Source organism: Pseudomonas sp. H3_E07, from assembly GCF_054668895.1.
The window spans coordinates 3157898-3171828 of the sequence record NZ_CP162795.1 but is presented as its reverse complement, the minus strand read 5'-3'; the positions used below and the strand labels follow the sequence as shown (position 1 = coordinate 3171828).

Genomic DNA, 13931 nt, shown 5'->3' with positions numbered 1-13931 from the left:
CCAAGATCTCCCGACTGGTGGAGATCAAATGTGGGAGCTGGCTTGCCTGCGATAGCGGTGGGTCAGCAACACATCTGTATCTGACAGACCGCTATCGCAGGCAAGCCAGCTCCCACAGTTGGACTGTGGTGTTCTTCAGATAGCATTTCAATCATTGACCTGCTTGGGCGGCGGGAGGGTGAACCCCGACACCGACCGGCGCAACTGGCTAGCCATTTTCGCCAGGTTGCCAATGCTTTCAGCCGTCGCCGTGGAGCCCGACGAGGTCTGGGTGGTGATCTGCTGGATCACATTCATCGTCAGGGAAATCTGCCCCGCCGACGAGGTCTGTTGCTGCGCCGCGTTGGAGATGCTCTGGATCAGCGCCGCCAGGGTTTTCGACACGCCTTCGATCTCTTCCAGCGCCACCCCGGCGTCCTGGGCCAGCCGCGCACCGCGCACCACCTCGGTAGTGGTCTGCTCCATGGAAATAACCGCTTCGTTGGTGTCGGCCTGGATCGCCCGTACCAGGGTTTCGATCTGCCGGGTGGCCGCCGATGAGCGCTCGGCCAGGCGCTGCACTTCATCGGCGACCACCGCAAAACCGCGCCCGGCATCCCCCGCCATGCTCGCCTGGATCGCGGCGTTGAGGGCGAGGATGTTGGTCTGGTCGGCAATGTCGTCGATCAGGCTGACGATGTCGCCAATCTCCTGGGACGACTCGCCCAAGCGTTTGATGCGCTTGGCGGTGTCCTGGATCTGCTCGCGAATGTTGTCCATGCCGTGGATGGTGTTGTGCACCACCTCGTTGCCCTTGTTGGCGATTTCCACCGAGCGCTCCGCTACCGCCGAGGACTCGGCGGCGTTGGCCGAAACCTGATCGATGGACTGGGCCATCTGGTTGATTGCGGTGGAAGCTTCAGCGATCTGCTGGGCCTGATGCTCCGACGCCTGGGCCAGGTGCATGGCGGTGGCCTGGGTGTCCTGCACCGCACCAGCGACTTGCCCGGCGGTCAGGTTGATGGTGGCGACCAGGTCGCGCAGTTGGTCGACGGAATAGTTGATGGAGTCGGCGATGGTGCCGGTGAAGTCTTCGGTCACCGAGGCGGTCACCGTGAGGTCGCCGTCGGCCAGGTCTTCGATTTCATCCAACAGACGCATGATCGCGTTCTGGTTGCGTTCGTTCTTCTCGGCAGTTTCGTGCAATTGGCGGTTGGTCTCGCGCACCATCACCAGGCCGATCAGGATGATCGAGGTCAGCGCCAGAAGGCCCAGCACATAGCCGCCGATGGTGTCGAAGCTGCGCCCGCTGGCGAGGTTTTCAAACCCGGTGGCCAGGTGCGAGGCTTCCTCAAGCAGCGTTTGCGACAGGTTGAAGATATTGCTCGCCGAGGCTCGCACCTGGAACAACTGCGGCGAGGTTTCGAGGATTTCATCCACGGAGCCGGAGACAAACTCGAACAGCTCGGCGATTTCCGTCAGGCGTGCGCGGGCGTCGCGGTCTTCGACCTGGGTGATGCGCAGGCCGGGGTTGCCCTGGAGCATGCCGCTGAGCACCTGGCCAAAGCGGTTGGCATCACGGCCAAAGGCGTCGGCGGCCTGCACGGCGGTTTCGTCGCCGGCCAGCACGGTGTTCACCGCGCCAAGGATGCGTTCGGCCAGCAGTGATTGGCGCTGGGCCAACGCTACTTGGCTGGCCGGCGCGCCACGCTGCAGGAGGATGTCAACGACCTTTTCCGACTCCATCTGCAGTTGCGGCACGGTTTCGGCAAGGGTCGCCGCCACCTGATGCAACGACAGCACGGTCTGCTCACTGGCGAGGATCGCATCGGTGTTCTTCAGCAGCGCTTCCCAGTCGGTCTGTACCGCGCGCATCTCGGCGCGTACGGCGCTGGGTGCGGCAGGCAGGCCGGTTTGCGGATCACCTTTTTTCAGGTAACCCCAGCGCTGGGCGAAGTCGTTGCGCGCCTCCCCCAGCAACTTGAACGCAGCCGCCTTGCCGGCGGCGGCTTCGGTGGCGTTCTTGGCAATGCGCTGGGACAGCACGCGCAACTCACCGGCGTGGCCAATGTACTGCTTGTCATAGGTGGACTGGGTGTTGAGGTAGGCGAAATTGGCGAACAGCAACATGATGAACACGATCAGTGCAATGAATAGCACGACGATCTGCGAGCGACTGCGCGAGCCGGCCTGGGGTTTTGGCGTGGTAGCGGTGGTCATGCGGCAACATCCATGAAGCCAGGGGCCTGGGCCAGAGCGAAGGGGCTGAAGACCTGCCACAGCGGGTCGCCATCGAACCGGCCCTGGATAAACGGAGCGGCGGGGGCGTCGTTGGCCAGCCATGCGTCTTGTGCGAAATGCTGCATCCCCATCACCTCGTCCACCAGCAGCCCCACAAACAGGTCGTTATATTCCACCACCAACACCCGCCGCTGTTTGCCCGCCTTGGACAGCTCAAGGCCGAGAAAGCCGCCCAGGTCCATTACCGGCAGCAAGCGCCCACGCAGGTTGGCCACGCCCTTGACCCAGGCCTTGACCCCGGGCATCAGCGTGCAACGCGGTTCATGCAGGACTTCGGCGACTTCGCCCATGGGCGCAACATACCAATGCTGGCCCAGGCGAAAGCCGATCCCGCTCCAGCGTTGCAGGCGGGTTTCCTGGGACGGCAGGTCAGCCGCCAGCAGACGGCAACGTTGGTCGATGCCCAACAGCAGCTCGAAGGCGGTTTGCGACTCGGTCATGATGGCGGACCGTCAGCCGGCCAATACCTTGTTCAGGGTGGCGATCAGGGTTTCTTCGTCCACCGGCTTGGTCAGGTAATCCTTGGCGCCCTGGCGCGCGCCCCAGATCTTGTCGGTTTCCTGGTCCTTGGTGGTGATGATGATGATCGGGATGCCGTTGGTTTCCGGCTCCTTGGACAGCTGGCGGGTGGCCTGGAAGCCATTCAGGCCAGGCATCACGATGTCCATCAATACGGCGTCGGGCAGTTCCAGGCGGGCCAGGGCCACGCCATCCGCGCCGTTTTCGGCCTTGAGGACTTGATGACCATGCTTTTCCAGCATGCCCGTCAGTTTGTACATTTCGGTCGGCGAGTCGTCGACGATCAGAACACGTGCCATGGTTTTCCCCACTACATAGGTGGACGCCGGCCCTTGTGAGGCGGCGTCAGTGTGCTTGTTCTACTGCGGCGAACCCCGGCACGTAGGCCTTGATCGCACCCAGCAGTTCGTCCTTGCTGAAAGGCTTGGTCAAAAACTGATCGACACCGACAATGCGCCCCTTGGCCTTGTCGAACAGGCCGTCCTTGGAGGACAACATGATCACCGGGATCGACTTGAACGCCGGGTTGTTCTTCACCAGTGCGCAGGTCTGATAGCCATCCAGGCGCGGCATCATGATGTCGACAAAAATAATGTGCGGGTGATGATCGACAATCCGGGCCAGGGCATCGAAACCGTCGATGGCCGTGATGACATCGCATCCCACATTCTTCAACAAAGTTTCAGCGGTGCGGCGGATCGTCTTCGAATCGTCGATCACCATCACTCTCAAGGCGTTGGAATGCTGTTCCATATCTGCTCTGCCATCGCCACAGCGAATCGGTTTTCGGTGTGTACTGCCTGATGTTGCACAGGATGAGCGCCACAAGCCTTGGAATTCAAGGGCTGCTGCGCCGTGGCAGTCTTTTTAGCACAGTCTCCGGACGCAATCTATCGAGCAACCGGCCAGGTGGTTTTTCCTTGACCCACAACAGCCACAGCGCCACTCTGACGCCACTTTTATGCGCCCTAATTTGCTAGAGGAAATCCCCCATGAGCGTTCGCGTCGGCATTGTCATGGACCCTATCGCCAGCATTTCCTATAAAAAGGACAGCTCGCTGGCCATGCTCCTGGCCGCCCAGGCCCGCGGCTGGACCCTGTTCTATATGGAACAGCGCGATCTTTACCAGGGCGACGGCGAGGCCCGTGCACGCATGCGCCCGCTGCAGGTGTTTGCCAACCCGCAGAAGTGGTTCGAGCTTGCGGATGAAATCGACAGCCCGCTGAGCGATCTGGACGTGATCCTGATGCGCAAGGACCCGCCGTTCGACATGGAATTCGTCTACTCCACCTACTTGCTGGAGCAGGCGGAGCGCGCCGGGGTGCTGATCGTCAACAAGCCGCAGAGCCTGCGCGACTGCAATGAAAAGCTGTTCGCCACCCTGTTCCCACAATGCACGCCGCCGACCGTGGTCAGCCGCCGCGCCGACGTGCTGCGTGAGTTCGCCGCCAAACATGGCGATGTGATCCTCAAGCCGCTGGACGGCATGGGTGGCACCTCGATCTTCCGTCACCGCGCGGGCGACCCGAACCTGTCAGTGATCCTGGAGACCCTGACCGCCCTGGGCACCCAGCAGATCATGGGGCAGGCCTACCTGCCGGCGATCAAGGACGGCGACAAGCGCATCCTGATGATCGACGGCGAGCCGGTGGATTACTGCCTGGCGCGCATCCCGGCGGCCGGCGAGACCCGCGGCAACCTGGCGGCCGGTGGTCGTGGTGAAGCACGCCCTCTGTCGGACAAGGACCGTTGGATTGCAGCCCAGGTCGGCCCGACCTTGCGTGAAAAGGGCTTGCTGTTTGTCGGCCTGGACGTGATCGGTGAGCACCTGACTGAAATCAACGTCACCAGCCCGACCTGCATCCGCGAGATCGACAATGCGTTTGGCACCAACATCGGCGAAATGCTGATGGCCGCCATTGAGCGCAAGCTGCAAGCCAAGTGATATAGAACAGCCGGACACGCACCAACATTGCGCTATCATGCCCCACCTGTGAAACGCGCGATGTTGGTTTTTTTGTCATGACACTCCCGTCCGAGCTGCCCCCCGAACTCTCCCACAGCGGCGTGCGCCCGGCTGATCGGCTCGGTTTTACCCTGTTTCTGGCAGCGTTGATTCATCTGGCCCTGATCCTCGGCGTGGGTTTCACCATGGTCGAGCCCAAACAGATCAGCAAAACCCTGGAAATCACCCTCGCCACGTTCAAGAGCGAAAAAAAGCCCGAGAAAGCTGATTTCCTCGCCCAAGACAACCAGCAGGGCAGCGGCACCCTCGATAAAAAGGCGGTACCCAAGACCACCGAGGTCGCACCGTTCCAGGACAACAAGGTGAATAAAGTCACCCCGCCGCCGGTGCCCAAGCCGGAGGTCAAGCAGGCCGCGCCCAAGGCTGCGGTGACCACCGTCGCGCCCAAGCCGCAGAAAGCCCCGACCCAGCGCGAAAAGACCAAGACCGAACCCACGCCCGAGCCCGTAAAGCCGGCACCGACATTCGACAGCTCGACGTTGTCCGACGAGATCTCCAGCCTCGAAGCCGAACTGGCCAATGAACAACAGCTGTACGCCAAGCGCCCGCGCATCTACCGGTTGAACGCGGCCTCGACCATGCGCGACAAAGGCGCCTGGTATAAGGACGAATGGCGCAAGAAGGTCGAGCGCATCGGCAACCTCAACTACCCGGAAGAAGCCCGGCGTCAGCAGATTTACGGCAATTTGCGTCTATTGGTTTCAATCAACCGCGACGGCACGTTATATGAAGTGCAGGTGCTGGAATCGTCCGGCCAACCGCTGCTGGACCAGGCCGCCCAGCGCATCGTGCGCCTGGCCGCGCCCTTCGCGCCGTTCAGCGGCGATTTGAACGACGTCGACCGCCTGGAAATTATCCGCACTTGGAAGTTCGCCAAGGGCGATCGGTTGTCGAGCAATTGATGACAATTGCCACCTGCGGCCCATCACCAGCTTGTCAGTTCGCCCCTCCACCGCCACACTATCGAACATGAAAAACGTCAGCCCGACCTACCTCAAGCATCAATTCCTGATCGCCATGCCCCATATGGCCGACCCGAACTTTGCGCAGACCTTGACCTACATCGTCGAGCACACGGCCAATGGTGCCATGGGGCTGGTGGTCAACCGCCCGCAGGAGCTGAACCTGGCGGACATCCTTGAACAACTGCGCCCGGAAGTCGACACACCGGCCCGTTGCCAGGGTGTGCCGATCTACATCGGCGGGCCAGTGCAGACCGATCGTGGTTTTGTGCTGCACCCGACGGGGCCGAAGTTCCAGGCCACGGTCGATCTGGACGGTGTGTCGCTGTCCACCTCCCAGGACGTGTTATTCGCCATCGCGGACGGTGTAGGCCCCGAGCAAAGTGTGATCACCCTCGGATACGCAGGCTGGGAAGCCGGCCAATTGGAAGCCGAGCTGGCCAGCAATGCCTGGCTGACGTGCCCCTTCGACGCGGAAATCCTGTTCAACACCCCCAGCGAACTGCGCCTGGAAGCGGCTGCCGCCAAGCTGCGGGTCAACCTCAGTTTGTTGACCAGCCAGGCGGGGCACGCCTGATGGCTTTACGTCTGATCCTCGGCTTTGACTACGGCACCAAACAGATCGGCGTCGCGGTCGGCCAGGTGATCACCGGCCAGGCCCGCGAGCTGTGCACCTTGAAAGCCCAGAACGGCGTGCCGGACTGGAACCAGGTCGAGGCCCTCATTAAAGAGTGGAAACCCGATGCGGTCGTGGTCGGGCTGCCGTTGAACATGGACGGCACCCCCAGCGACATGTGCCTGCGCGCCGAAAAGTTCGCCCGCCGCCTCAATGGCCGCTACAACCTGCCCTTCTATACCCATGACGAACGCCTCACCACCTTTGAAGCCAAAGGCGAGCGCCGTGACCGTGGCGGACAGAAAGGCAGCTACCGCGACAATCCCGTGGACGCCATCGCCGCCGCCCTGTTGTTGCAGGGATGGTTGGATGAAAACACTGCTTTATTTGAATCCTGACTGACGCGGCTTGCCGCGTCTTTTTACGTTTGAGCCCGGACCTTGCAGGCCCCCGCCGCGCAAGGCCTTGAAGGAGCCACCATGAGCCTGCCGAACCCCGCCGAACTGATCAGCCAGATGGCCACTAGCCTCACGGCCCATCTGCAACACCGCTCTATCAGCGAACCGCGCTTCATCGGCATTCGCACCGGCGGTGTGTGGGTGGCCCAGGCGCTGCTGGAAGCACTGGGCAGCGACTCGCCCCTCGGCACCCTCGATGTATCCTTTTACCGTGACGATTTCAGCCAGAACGGCCTGCACCCGCAAGTGCGCCCGTCGGCCCTGCCGTTCGAGATCGAGGGCCAGCATCTGGTGCTGATCGACGACGTGCTGATGAGCGGCCGCACGATCCGCGCCGCCATGAACGAACTGTTCGACTACGGCCGCCCGGCCAGCGTGACCCTGGTGTGCCTGCTGGACCTGGATGCCGGCGAACTGCCGATCAGCCCGGATGTGGTCGGCGCCACACTGTCGCTGCAAGCCCACCAGCGGGTAAAATTGTCCGGTCCCACGCCGCTCGAACTCGAACTGCAAGACCTCGCCCTTTAAACCGCCTTGTAAAGAGTCCCCGCGATGACGCCTCTAGATGCCAAGCGCCCGCTGCAGCTCAATGCTCAGGGCCAGTTGCAACACTTCTTGTCCCTCGACGGTTTGCCCCGCGAACTGCTCACCGAAATCCTCGACACCGCCGACTCGTTTCTCGAAGTCGGTGGCCGCGCGGTGAAGAAGGTCCCGCTGCTACGCGGCAAGACCATCTGCAATGTGTTCTTCGAGAACTCCACGCGCACCCGCACCACGTTTGAACTGGCGGCCCAGCGGCTGTCGGCCGACGTGATCACGCTGAACGTGTCCACCTCGTCGGCGAGCAAGGGCGAAACCCTGCTCGACACCCTGCGCAATCTGGAAGCCATGGCCGCCGACATGTTCGTGGTCCGCCACGGCGATTCCGGTGCCGCGCACTTCATTGCCGAACACGTGTGCCCGCAGGTGGCGATCATCAACGGCGGCGATGGCCGTCACGCTCACCCGACCCAGGGCATGCTCGACATGCTGACCATCCGTCGGCACAAGGGCAGCTTTGAAAACCTCTCGGTGGCCATCGTCGGCGACATCCTGCACTCGCGGGTTGCGCGCTCGAACATGCTGGCCCTCAAGGCCCTGGGTTGCCCGGATATCCGCGTGATCGCACCCAAAACCCTGCTGCCGATCGGCATCGAGCAGTACGGTGTGAAGGTCTACACCGACATGGCCGAAGGCCTCAAGGATGTGGACGTGGTGATCATGCTGCGCCTGCAGCGCGAGCGCATGGCCGGTGGCCTGTTGCCGAGCGAAGGCGAGTTTTACCGCCTGTTCGGCCTGACCACCGCGCGCCTGGCCGGCGCCAAGCCGGATGCCATCGTGATGCACCCGGGCCCGATCAACCGTGGGGTGGAGATTGAGTCGGCAGTGGCCGACGGCCCTCAATCGGTGATCTTGAACCAAGTCACCTACGGCATCGCCGTCCGCATGGCCGTGCTGTCCATGGCCATGAGCGGGCAAACCGCGCAACGTCAATTCGAGCAGGAGAACGCCCAGTGAAGCTCAGCATCCTCGGCGCCCGCGTCATCGATCCGGCCAGCGGCCTGGATCACGTCACCGATCTGCATCTGGAAGCCGGCAAGCTCATCGCCATCGGCGCCGCCCCCGCGGGTTTCAGCGCGACTGAAACCATTGACGCCAACGGCTTGGTGGCCGCGCCTGGGCTGGTCGACCTGAACGTTGCCCTGCGCGAGCCGGGCTACAGCCGCAAGGGCAACATCACCAGCGAAACCCGCGCCGCGGCAGCCGGCGGCGTGACCAGCCTGTGCTGCCCGCCGCACACCAGACCGGTTCTCGACACCTCAGCCGTGACCGAGCTGATCCTCGACCGCGCCCGCGAAGCCGGCAATTGCAAGGTGTTCCCCATCGGCGCCCTGAGCAAAGGCCTGGAAGGCGAACAACTCGCTGAACTGATCGCCCTGCGTGACGCCGGTTGCGTGGCCTTCGGCAATGGCCTGGAAAGCTTTCGCAGCACCCGCACGCTGTTACGCGCCCTGGAATACGCAGCGACCTTCGACCTGACGGTGATCTTCCATTCCCAGGACCGCGACCTGGCCGAAGGCGGCCTGGCCCATGAAGGCGCCGTGGCCAGCTTCCTCGGCCTGCCGGGCATTCCGGAAACCGCCGAGACCGTGGCCCTGGCCCGTGACCTGCTGCTGGTGGAGCAAAGCGGTGTGCGCGCGCACTTCAGTCAATTGACCAGCGCTCGCGGCGTCGCCCTGATCGCCCAGGCCCAGGCCCGTGGTTTGCCGGTCACAGCGGATGTGGCGCTGTATCAGCTGATTTTGACGGATGAGGCGCTGATCGATTTCTCCAGCCTGTACCACGTGCAACCGCCGCTGCGCACCCTGGCCGACCGTGAAGGTTTGCGGGCGGCGGTCAAGTCCGGTGTGGTCTCGGCGATTTCCAGCCATCACCAGCCCCATGAGCGAGATGCCAAGCTGGCACCGTTTGGCGCGACAGAGCCTGGCATCAGCAGTGTCGAACTGTTGCTGCCACTGGCGATGACGTTAGTGGAAGATGGACTGCTGGACTTGCCGACACTGCTGGCGCGCCTGAGCGCCGGCCCGGCCGAGGCCTTGCGCCTGCCGGCCGGTAAGTTGGCGGTGGGTTCGGCGGCGGATCTGGTGCTGTTTGATCCGGCCAGCTCGACGATTGCCGGGGAACAGTGGCTGTCCAAGGGTGAGAACTGCCCGTTCATCGGGCATAGCCTGCCGGCGACGGTGCGTTACACCTTGGTGGATGGGCGGATCAGCTACCAGGCCTGATAGAACACATCCAATGTGGGCACGGCCCATGTAGGAGCTGGCTTGCCTGCGATAGCATCACCTCGGTTTGGCTCAAAGACCGAGGTGATGCTATCGCAGGCAAGCCAGCTCCTACACAAGCCAGCTCCCACATTTGATTGTGTGCAGACTTACCGTCCGGCGTTGCGCTCGGCATTGCGGATCGAAATCTGCGTATTCAACGTCCAGAAGTCATACAGCACTCCCACCAGGAACAAACCGCCGGTCAGCAGGTAGATCAGGCCGGTGATCCATTTGCCCTGGTACATGCGGTGCACGCCAAACACGCCTAGAAACGCCAACAGGATCCAGGCCACGTTGTATTCGATGGGTCCGGCGGTAAAGCGCAGGTCCGCTTCACGGTCCATGGCCGGGATCAGGAACAGGTCGATCAGCCAGCCGATACCCAGCAAGCCCAAGGTGAAAAACCAGATCGTGCCGGTCACCGGCTTGCCGTAATAGAAGCGATGCGCCCCGGTAAAACCGAAAATCCACAGCAGGTAGCCGATCACCTTACTGTGGGTATCTTGCTGCGGACCAATCTGCTGATAGGTGTTCATCGCGTACCTCTTTTGCTTCGATAGATAAATTTTTTCACTTTCTTTGTGACTTTTTTACAGGCGCCCGACGTACGGCAAATGGTATCTTCCCTGCCCTGAAAGCCTTATGCCACCTGACTTGTGTAGGACAATTGCGGCGAATCGTCGCGTTTTTCCTGATTTTGACGTCAAGGTTCAGTCGACAAACGGCCTGAGAACGACACAAAAAGCTGTTATAAAGTTGCGCGCAAACCCATAAGAGCCACGCCTAATGCGACCATTTTTCAAGACATGGCTAACCATTTGCCTATTAATGCCACTGGCCGCCCACGCCACCAATCGTGAGCAACGACTTCCTAACGTTAACGGTTTCACCCCTAAAGTCCACAGCACGCCAAGCACCGCCAAATCGGTAAAGCTGACCGTGAACCGCCCGACTCAAGTGAGCAAGGCCCATAACGGCAAAGCAGTTCCAGGCCTGGTCGGCGTCAACACCAAGCAGAGCAGCACCGTCCTCAGCCGCGCCGTCAACGTGCTCGGTACTCCTTATCGTTGGGGCGGCAGCAGCCCAAGTAAAGGGTTCGACTGCAGCGGCTTGGTGAAATACGCGTTCAACGACGTAGCCGCCGTGGACCTGCCGCGTACTTCCAATGCCATGGCCGCTGGCCACGGGCAGAAGGTTGATCGCAAGGACTTGAAACCAGGTGACCTGCTGTTCTTCAAACTCAAGAGCCGCCAGGTGAACCACGTTGCCATTTATCTGGGCAATGATCGTTTCATCCACGCACCCCGCCGTGGCAAATCGGTCAGCATCGACACGCTGAAGAAGCCGTTCTGGAACAAGAACTACGTGATTGCCAAGCGGGTGCTGCCGAAAGAGCAGAATAACCTGCGGATCGTTCAGCGCTGATTTCAGGCTGAAATGCAGTACCCAATGTGGGAGCGGGCTTGCTCGCGAAAGCGGAGTGTCAGTCAACAGATTAATCGACTGATCTAACGCTTTCGCGAGCAAGCCCGCTCCCACATTTGATTTACATCGTTCTAAAGACCTCATATGTCTGTCGGTACCCTCGCCTTCTCCCGCGCGTCTTCCCGGCTGACCAGCCCCTCCCCGACCAGCACCTTCAAGCTCATATCCAACGTCTTCATCCCCAACGCCCCACCCGTCTGGATCGCTGAGACCATCTGCGCCACCTTGTCCTCGCGGATCAAATTCCGAATGGCCGGCGTGCCCAGCATGATCTCGTGAGCCGCCACCCGCCCGCCGCCGATCTTCTTCACCAGCACCTGGGACACCACCGCTTGCAACGACTCCGACAACATCGAGCGGACCATGACCTTTTCCCCGGCCGGGAACACATCCACCAGCCGGTCTACGGTCTTTGCGGCCGAACTGGTGTGCAGGGTGCCAAATACCAGGTGCCCGGTCTCGGCCGCCGTCAGCGCCAGGCGGATGGTCTCCAAGTCACGCAGTTCGCCCACCAGGATCACGTCCGGGTCTTCCCTCAGGGCCGAGCGCAGGGCAACCGAAAAGCCATGGGTGTCGCGATGCACCTGGCGTTGGTTGATCAACGCCATTTTCGGCGTGTGAATAAATTCGATGGGGTCTTCAAGGGTGAGGATGTGATGGCGCCGATGCTGATTGAGAAAATCAATCATCGCCGCCAGGGTGGTGGACTTGCCTGAACCGGTCGGGCCGGTGACCAACACGAGGCCCCGGGGCAGTTGGGCGATACGCTGGAATACTTCACCGAGACCAAGGCTTTCCAAGCTCCGGACTTCGGACGGTATGGTACGAAACACCGCGCTCAGCCCGCGATCCTGCCGGAACACATTGGCCCGGAAACGCGCCACGTCGGGCAACTCGAACGCAAAATCCGTTTCAAGAGATGTTTCGAAATCCTTTTGTTGATGCTGATTGAGCAAAGGGCTCAATAAGTCCGCTACTTGCGTAGGTGAAAGCACCGGCCCCTCCAGCGGCCAGACCTCGCCATCAACCCGCAGCATCGGCGCCAGGCCAGCGGACAAATGCAGGTCGGAGGCGCCACGGCGCACGCTGGCCGTGAGTAGTTCAGTGATATCCATAGGGCTTTCCATTTCCAGTAGAATGCCGCGGACTCCATATCCACGGGCGCATCTTGAATGTCGACGATAGCAGACAACATCGGCCAGGTTAGCCAGCGCATCCGCGCCGCAGCCGACGCCGTGCAACGTGACGCAAGCAGCATCCACCTGCTGGCCGTGAGCAAGACCAAACCCGCGCAAGCCGTGCGCGAAGCCTATGCCGCCGGGATGCACGACTTTGGCGAGAACTACCTGCAGGAAGCGCTGGGCAAACAGGCCGAATTAACTGACCTGCCCTTGAGTTGGCACTTCATCGGCCCCATTCAATCGAACAAGACGCGCGCTATCGCCGAGAACTTCGCTTGGGTGCATTCCGTGGATCGCCTGAAAATCGCTCAACGTTTGTCCGAACAACGCCCGGCCGACCTGCCACCGCTGAATATCTGCATCCAGGTCAATGTCAGCGGCGAAGCCAGCAAGTCCGGCTGTACGCCCGCCGACCTGCCGGCCCTGGCCCATGCAATCAGTGCCCTGCCGCGCCTGAAGCTGCGTGGCTTGATGGCGATTCCTGAGCCGACTGAAGATCGGACCGCGCAAGACGCAGCGTTCGCCGCGGTACGCGACCTGCAAAACAGCCTGAACCTGCCGCTGGACACACTTTCCATGGGAATGAGCCACGACCTTGAGTCGGCCATCGCCCAAGGCGCCACCTGGGTGCGGATCGGTACCGCCCTGTTTGGCGCCCGCGACTACGGCCAGCCATGAACATGGCTGACTTCCCTCTGAGTAAGGACCTGTCATGAGCAACACGCGTATTGCCTTTATCGGCGCCGGTAACATGGCGGCCAGCCTGATCGGTGGCCTGCGGGCCAAGGGCCTGGACGCCGCGCAGATCCGCGCCAGCGACCCAGGCGCCGACACCCGCGCCCGCGTCAACACCGAGCACGGCATTGAAACCTTTGCCGACAACGCCGAGGCCATCCAGGGCGTCGATGTCATCGTACTGGCCGTGAAGCCGCAGGCCATGAAAGCCGTGTGCGAGAGCCTGCGTCCGAGCCTGCAGCCGCACCAGCTGGTGGTGTCCATCGCCGCCGGCATCACCTGCGCCAGCATGAACACCTGGCTCGGTGCCCAGCCGATCGTGCGCTGCATGCCTAACACCCCGGCACTGGTCAGCCAAGGCGTGAGCGGGCTGTACGCCACCGCCGAGGTGACCGCCGAACAACGTGACCAGGCGCACGAGTTGTTGTCCGCCGTGGGCATCGCCCTGTGGCTGGAGCAGGAACAGCAACTGGATGCGGTCACCGCCGTGTCCGGCAGCGGCCCGGCGTACTTCTTCCTGCTGATCGAGGCCATGACCGCCGCCGGCGTGAAGCTGGGCCTGTCCAAGGACGTTGCCGAGCAACTGGCCGAGCAGACTGCCCTGGGCGCCGCGCATATGGCGGTTGCCAGCGATGTGGACGCCGCCGAGTTGCGCCGTCGCGTAACCTCGCCTGGCGGCACCACACAGGCGGCCATCGAGTCGTTCCAGGCCGGGGGCTTTGAAGCCCTGGTGGAAAAAGCATTGGGTGCCGCTGCGCACCGCTCGGCGGAACTCGCCGAACAACTGGGCAAATAAGGAGC

The 13931-nt window shown here is 61.9% G+C and carries 16 protein-coding genes; 10 read left to right on the top strand and 6 right to left on the bottom strand.

From position 1 onward, the window contains the following. Positions 1-147: 147 nt before the first annotated feature. The 4 genes from AB4O08_RS14425 to pilG are packed head-to-tail and all read right to left on the bottom strand — an operon-like array spanning position 148 to position 3552. Complete coding sequence (locus AB4O08_RS14425) at positions 148-2199, bottom strand: methyl-accepting chemotaxis protein (RefSeq protein ID WP_010207214.1); 2052 nt, start codon at positions 2197-2199, stop codon at positions 148-150. Then, entirely contained in the window at positions 2196-2720 is a 525-nt protein-coding gene (locus AB4O08_RS14420) for a chemotaxis protein CheW (protein WP_010207215.1), read from the bottom strand. The genes AB4O08_RS14425 and AB4O08_RS14420 overlap by 4 nt, the downstream gene beginning before the upstream one ends. Before the next feature lie 12 nt (positions 2721-2732). Beyond that, the gene (gene pilH, locus AB4O08_RS14415; RefSeq protein WP_010207216.1) at positions 2733-3098 is read right to left on the bottom strand and encodes a twitching motility response regulator PilH; all 366 of its coding nucleotides are present in this window, start codon (positions 3096-3098) and stop codon (positions 2733-2735) included. A gap of 46 nt (positions 3099-3144) precedes the next feature. Continuing rightward, positions 3145-3552: a twitching motility response regulator PilG gene (pilG, locus tag AB4O08_RS14410; protein WP_010207217.1), complete on the bottom strand. Its 408-nt coding sequence runs from the start codon at positions 3550-3552 to the stop codon at positions 3145-3147. Positions 3553-3791: 239 nt separating this feature from the next. On the opposite strand from pilG, the gene gshB reads away from it, so the two are divergent. The 7 genes from gshB (at position 3792) to AB4O08_RS14375 (ending at position 9687) form a co-directional block, all read left to right on the top strand. Beyond that, the gene (gshB, locus tag AB4O08_RS14405; RefSeq protein WP_010207218.1) at positions 3792-4745 is read left to right on the top strand and encodes a glutathione synthase; all 954 of its coding nucleotides are present in this window, start codon (positions 3792-3794) and stop codon (positions 4743-4745) included. A gap of 77 nt (positions 4746-4822) precedes the next feature. Beyond that, complete coding sequence (locus AB4O08_RS14400; RefSeq protein WP_010207219.1) at positions 4823-5728, top strand: energy transducer TonB; 906 nt, start codon at positions 4823-4825, stop codon at positions 5726-5728. Positions 5729-5795: 67 nt separating this feature from the next. After that, the gene (locus tag AB4O08_RS14395; protein ID WP_010207221.1) at positions 5796-6365 is read left to right on the top strand and encodes a YqgE/AlgH family protein; all 570 of its coding nucleotides are present in this window, start codon (positions 5796-5798) and stop codon (positions 6363-6365) included. Continuing rightward, the gene (gene ruvX, locus AB4O08_RS14390) at positions 6365-6802 is read left to right on the top strand and encodes a Holliday junction resolvase RuvX (protein ID WP_003195067.1); all 438 of its coding nucleotides are present in this window, start codon (positions 6365-6367) and stop codon (positions 6800-6802) included. Before AB4O08_RS14395 ends, ruvX begins: the two co-directional genes overlap by 1 nt. Before the next feature lie 81 nt (positions 6803-6883). Then, positions 6884-7390, top strand: a complete 507-nt coding sequence (gene pyrR / locus AB4O08_RS14385; protein ID WP_010207223.1) for a bifunctional pyr operon transcriptional regulator/uracil phosphoribosyltransferase PyrR — start codon at positions 6884-6886, stop codon at positions 7388-7390. 24 nt (positions 7391-7414) lie between these two features. Continuing rightward, positions 7415-8419, top strand: coding sequence for an aspartate carbamoyltransferase catalytic subunit (locus tag AB4O08_RS14380; protein WP_010207224.1), 1005 nt, complete (start codon positions 7415-7417; stop codon positions 8417-8419). After that, complete coding sequence (locus AB4O08_RS14375) at positions 8416-9687, top strand: dihydroorotase (RefSeq protein WP_047542519.1); 1272 nt, start codon at positions 8416-8418, stop codon at positions 9685-9687. Before AB4O08_RS14380 ends, AB4O08_RS14375 begins: the two co-directional genes overlap by 4 nt. 149 nt (positions 9688-9836) lie before the next feature. Here the strand turns inward: AB4O08_RS14375 and AB4O08_RS14370 are convergent, their stop codons facing one another. Beyond that, complete coding sequence (locus tag AB4O08_RS14370) at positions 9837-10247, bottom strand: NINE protein (protein WP_164673138.1); 411 nt, start codon at positions 10245-10247, stop codon at positions 9837-9839. Between the two features lie 268 nt (positions 10248-10515). Between AB4O08_RS14370 and AB4O08_RS14365 the strand changes: the two genes are divergently transcribed. Next, positions 10516-11154, top strand: coding sequence for a C40 family peptidase (locus tag AB4O08_RS14365; protein WP_021492670.1), 639 nt, complete (start codon positions 10516-10518; stop codon positions 11152-11154). A 140-nt stretch (positions 11155-11294) separates the two neighbouring features. Here AB4O08_RS14365 and AB4O08_RS14360 read toward each other — a convergent pair whose 3' ends face one another. Beyond that, positions 11295-12329, bottom strand: coding sequence for a type IV pilus twitching motility protein PilT (locus AB4O08_RS14360; protein ID WP_069672933.1), 1035 nt, complete (start codon positions 12327-12329; stop codon positions 11295-11297). Positions 12330-12386: 57 nt separating this feature from the next. On the opposite strand from AB4O08_RS14360, the gene AB4O08_RS14355 reads away from it, so the two are divergent. Together AB4O08_RS14355 and proC are read left to right on the top strand one after the other, a co-directional pair. Next, positions 12387-13073: a YggS family pyridoxal phosphate-dependent enzyme gene (locus AB4O08_RS14355; protein WP_047542517.1), complete on the top strand. Its 687-nt coding sequence runs from the start codon at positions 12387-12389 to the stop codon at positions 13071-13073. A gap of 34 nt (positions 13074-13107) precedes the next feature. Next, positions 13108-13926, top strand: coding sequence for a pyrroline-5-carboxylate reductase (gene proC, locus AB4O08_RS14350; RefSeq protein WP_010207233.1), 819 nt, complete (start codon positions 13108-13110; stop codon positions 13924-13926). The last annotated feature ends 5 nt before the right edge of the window (positions 13927-13931 follow it).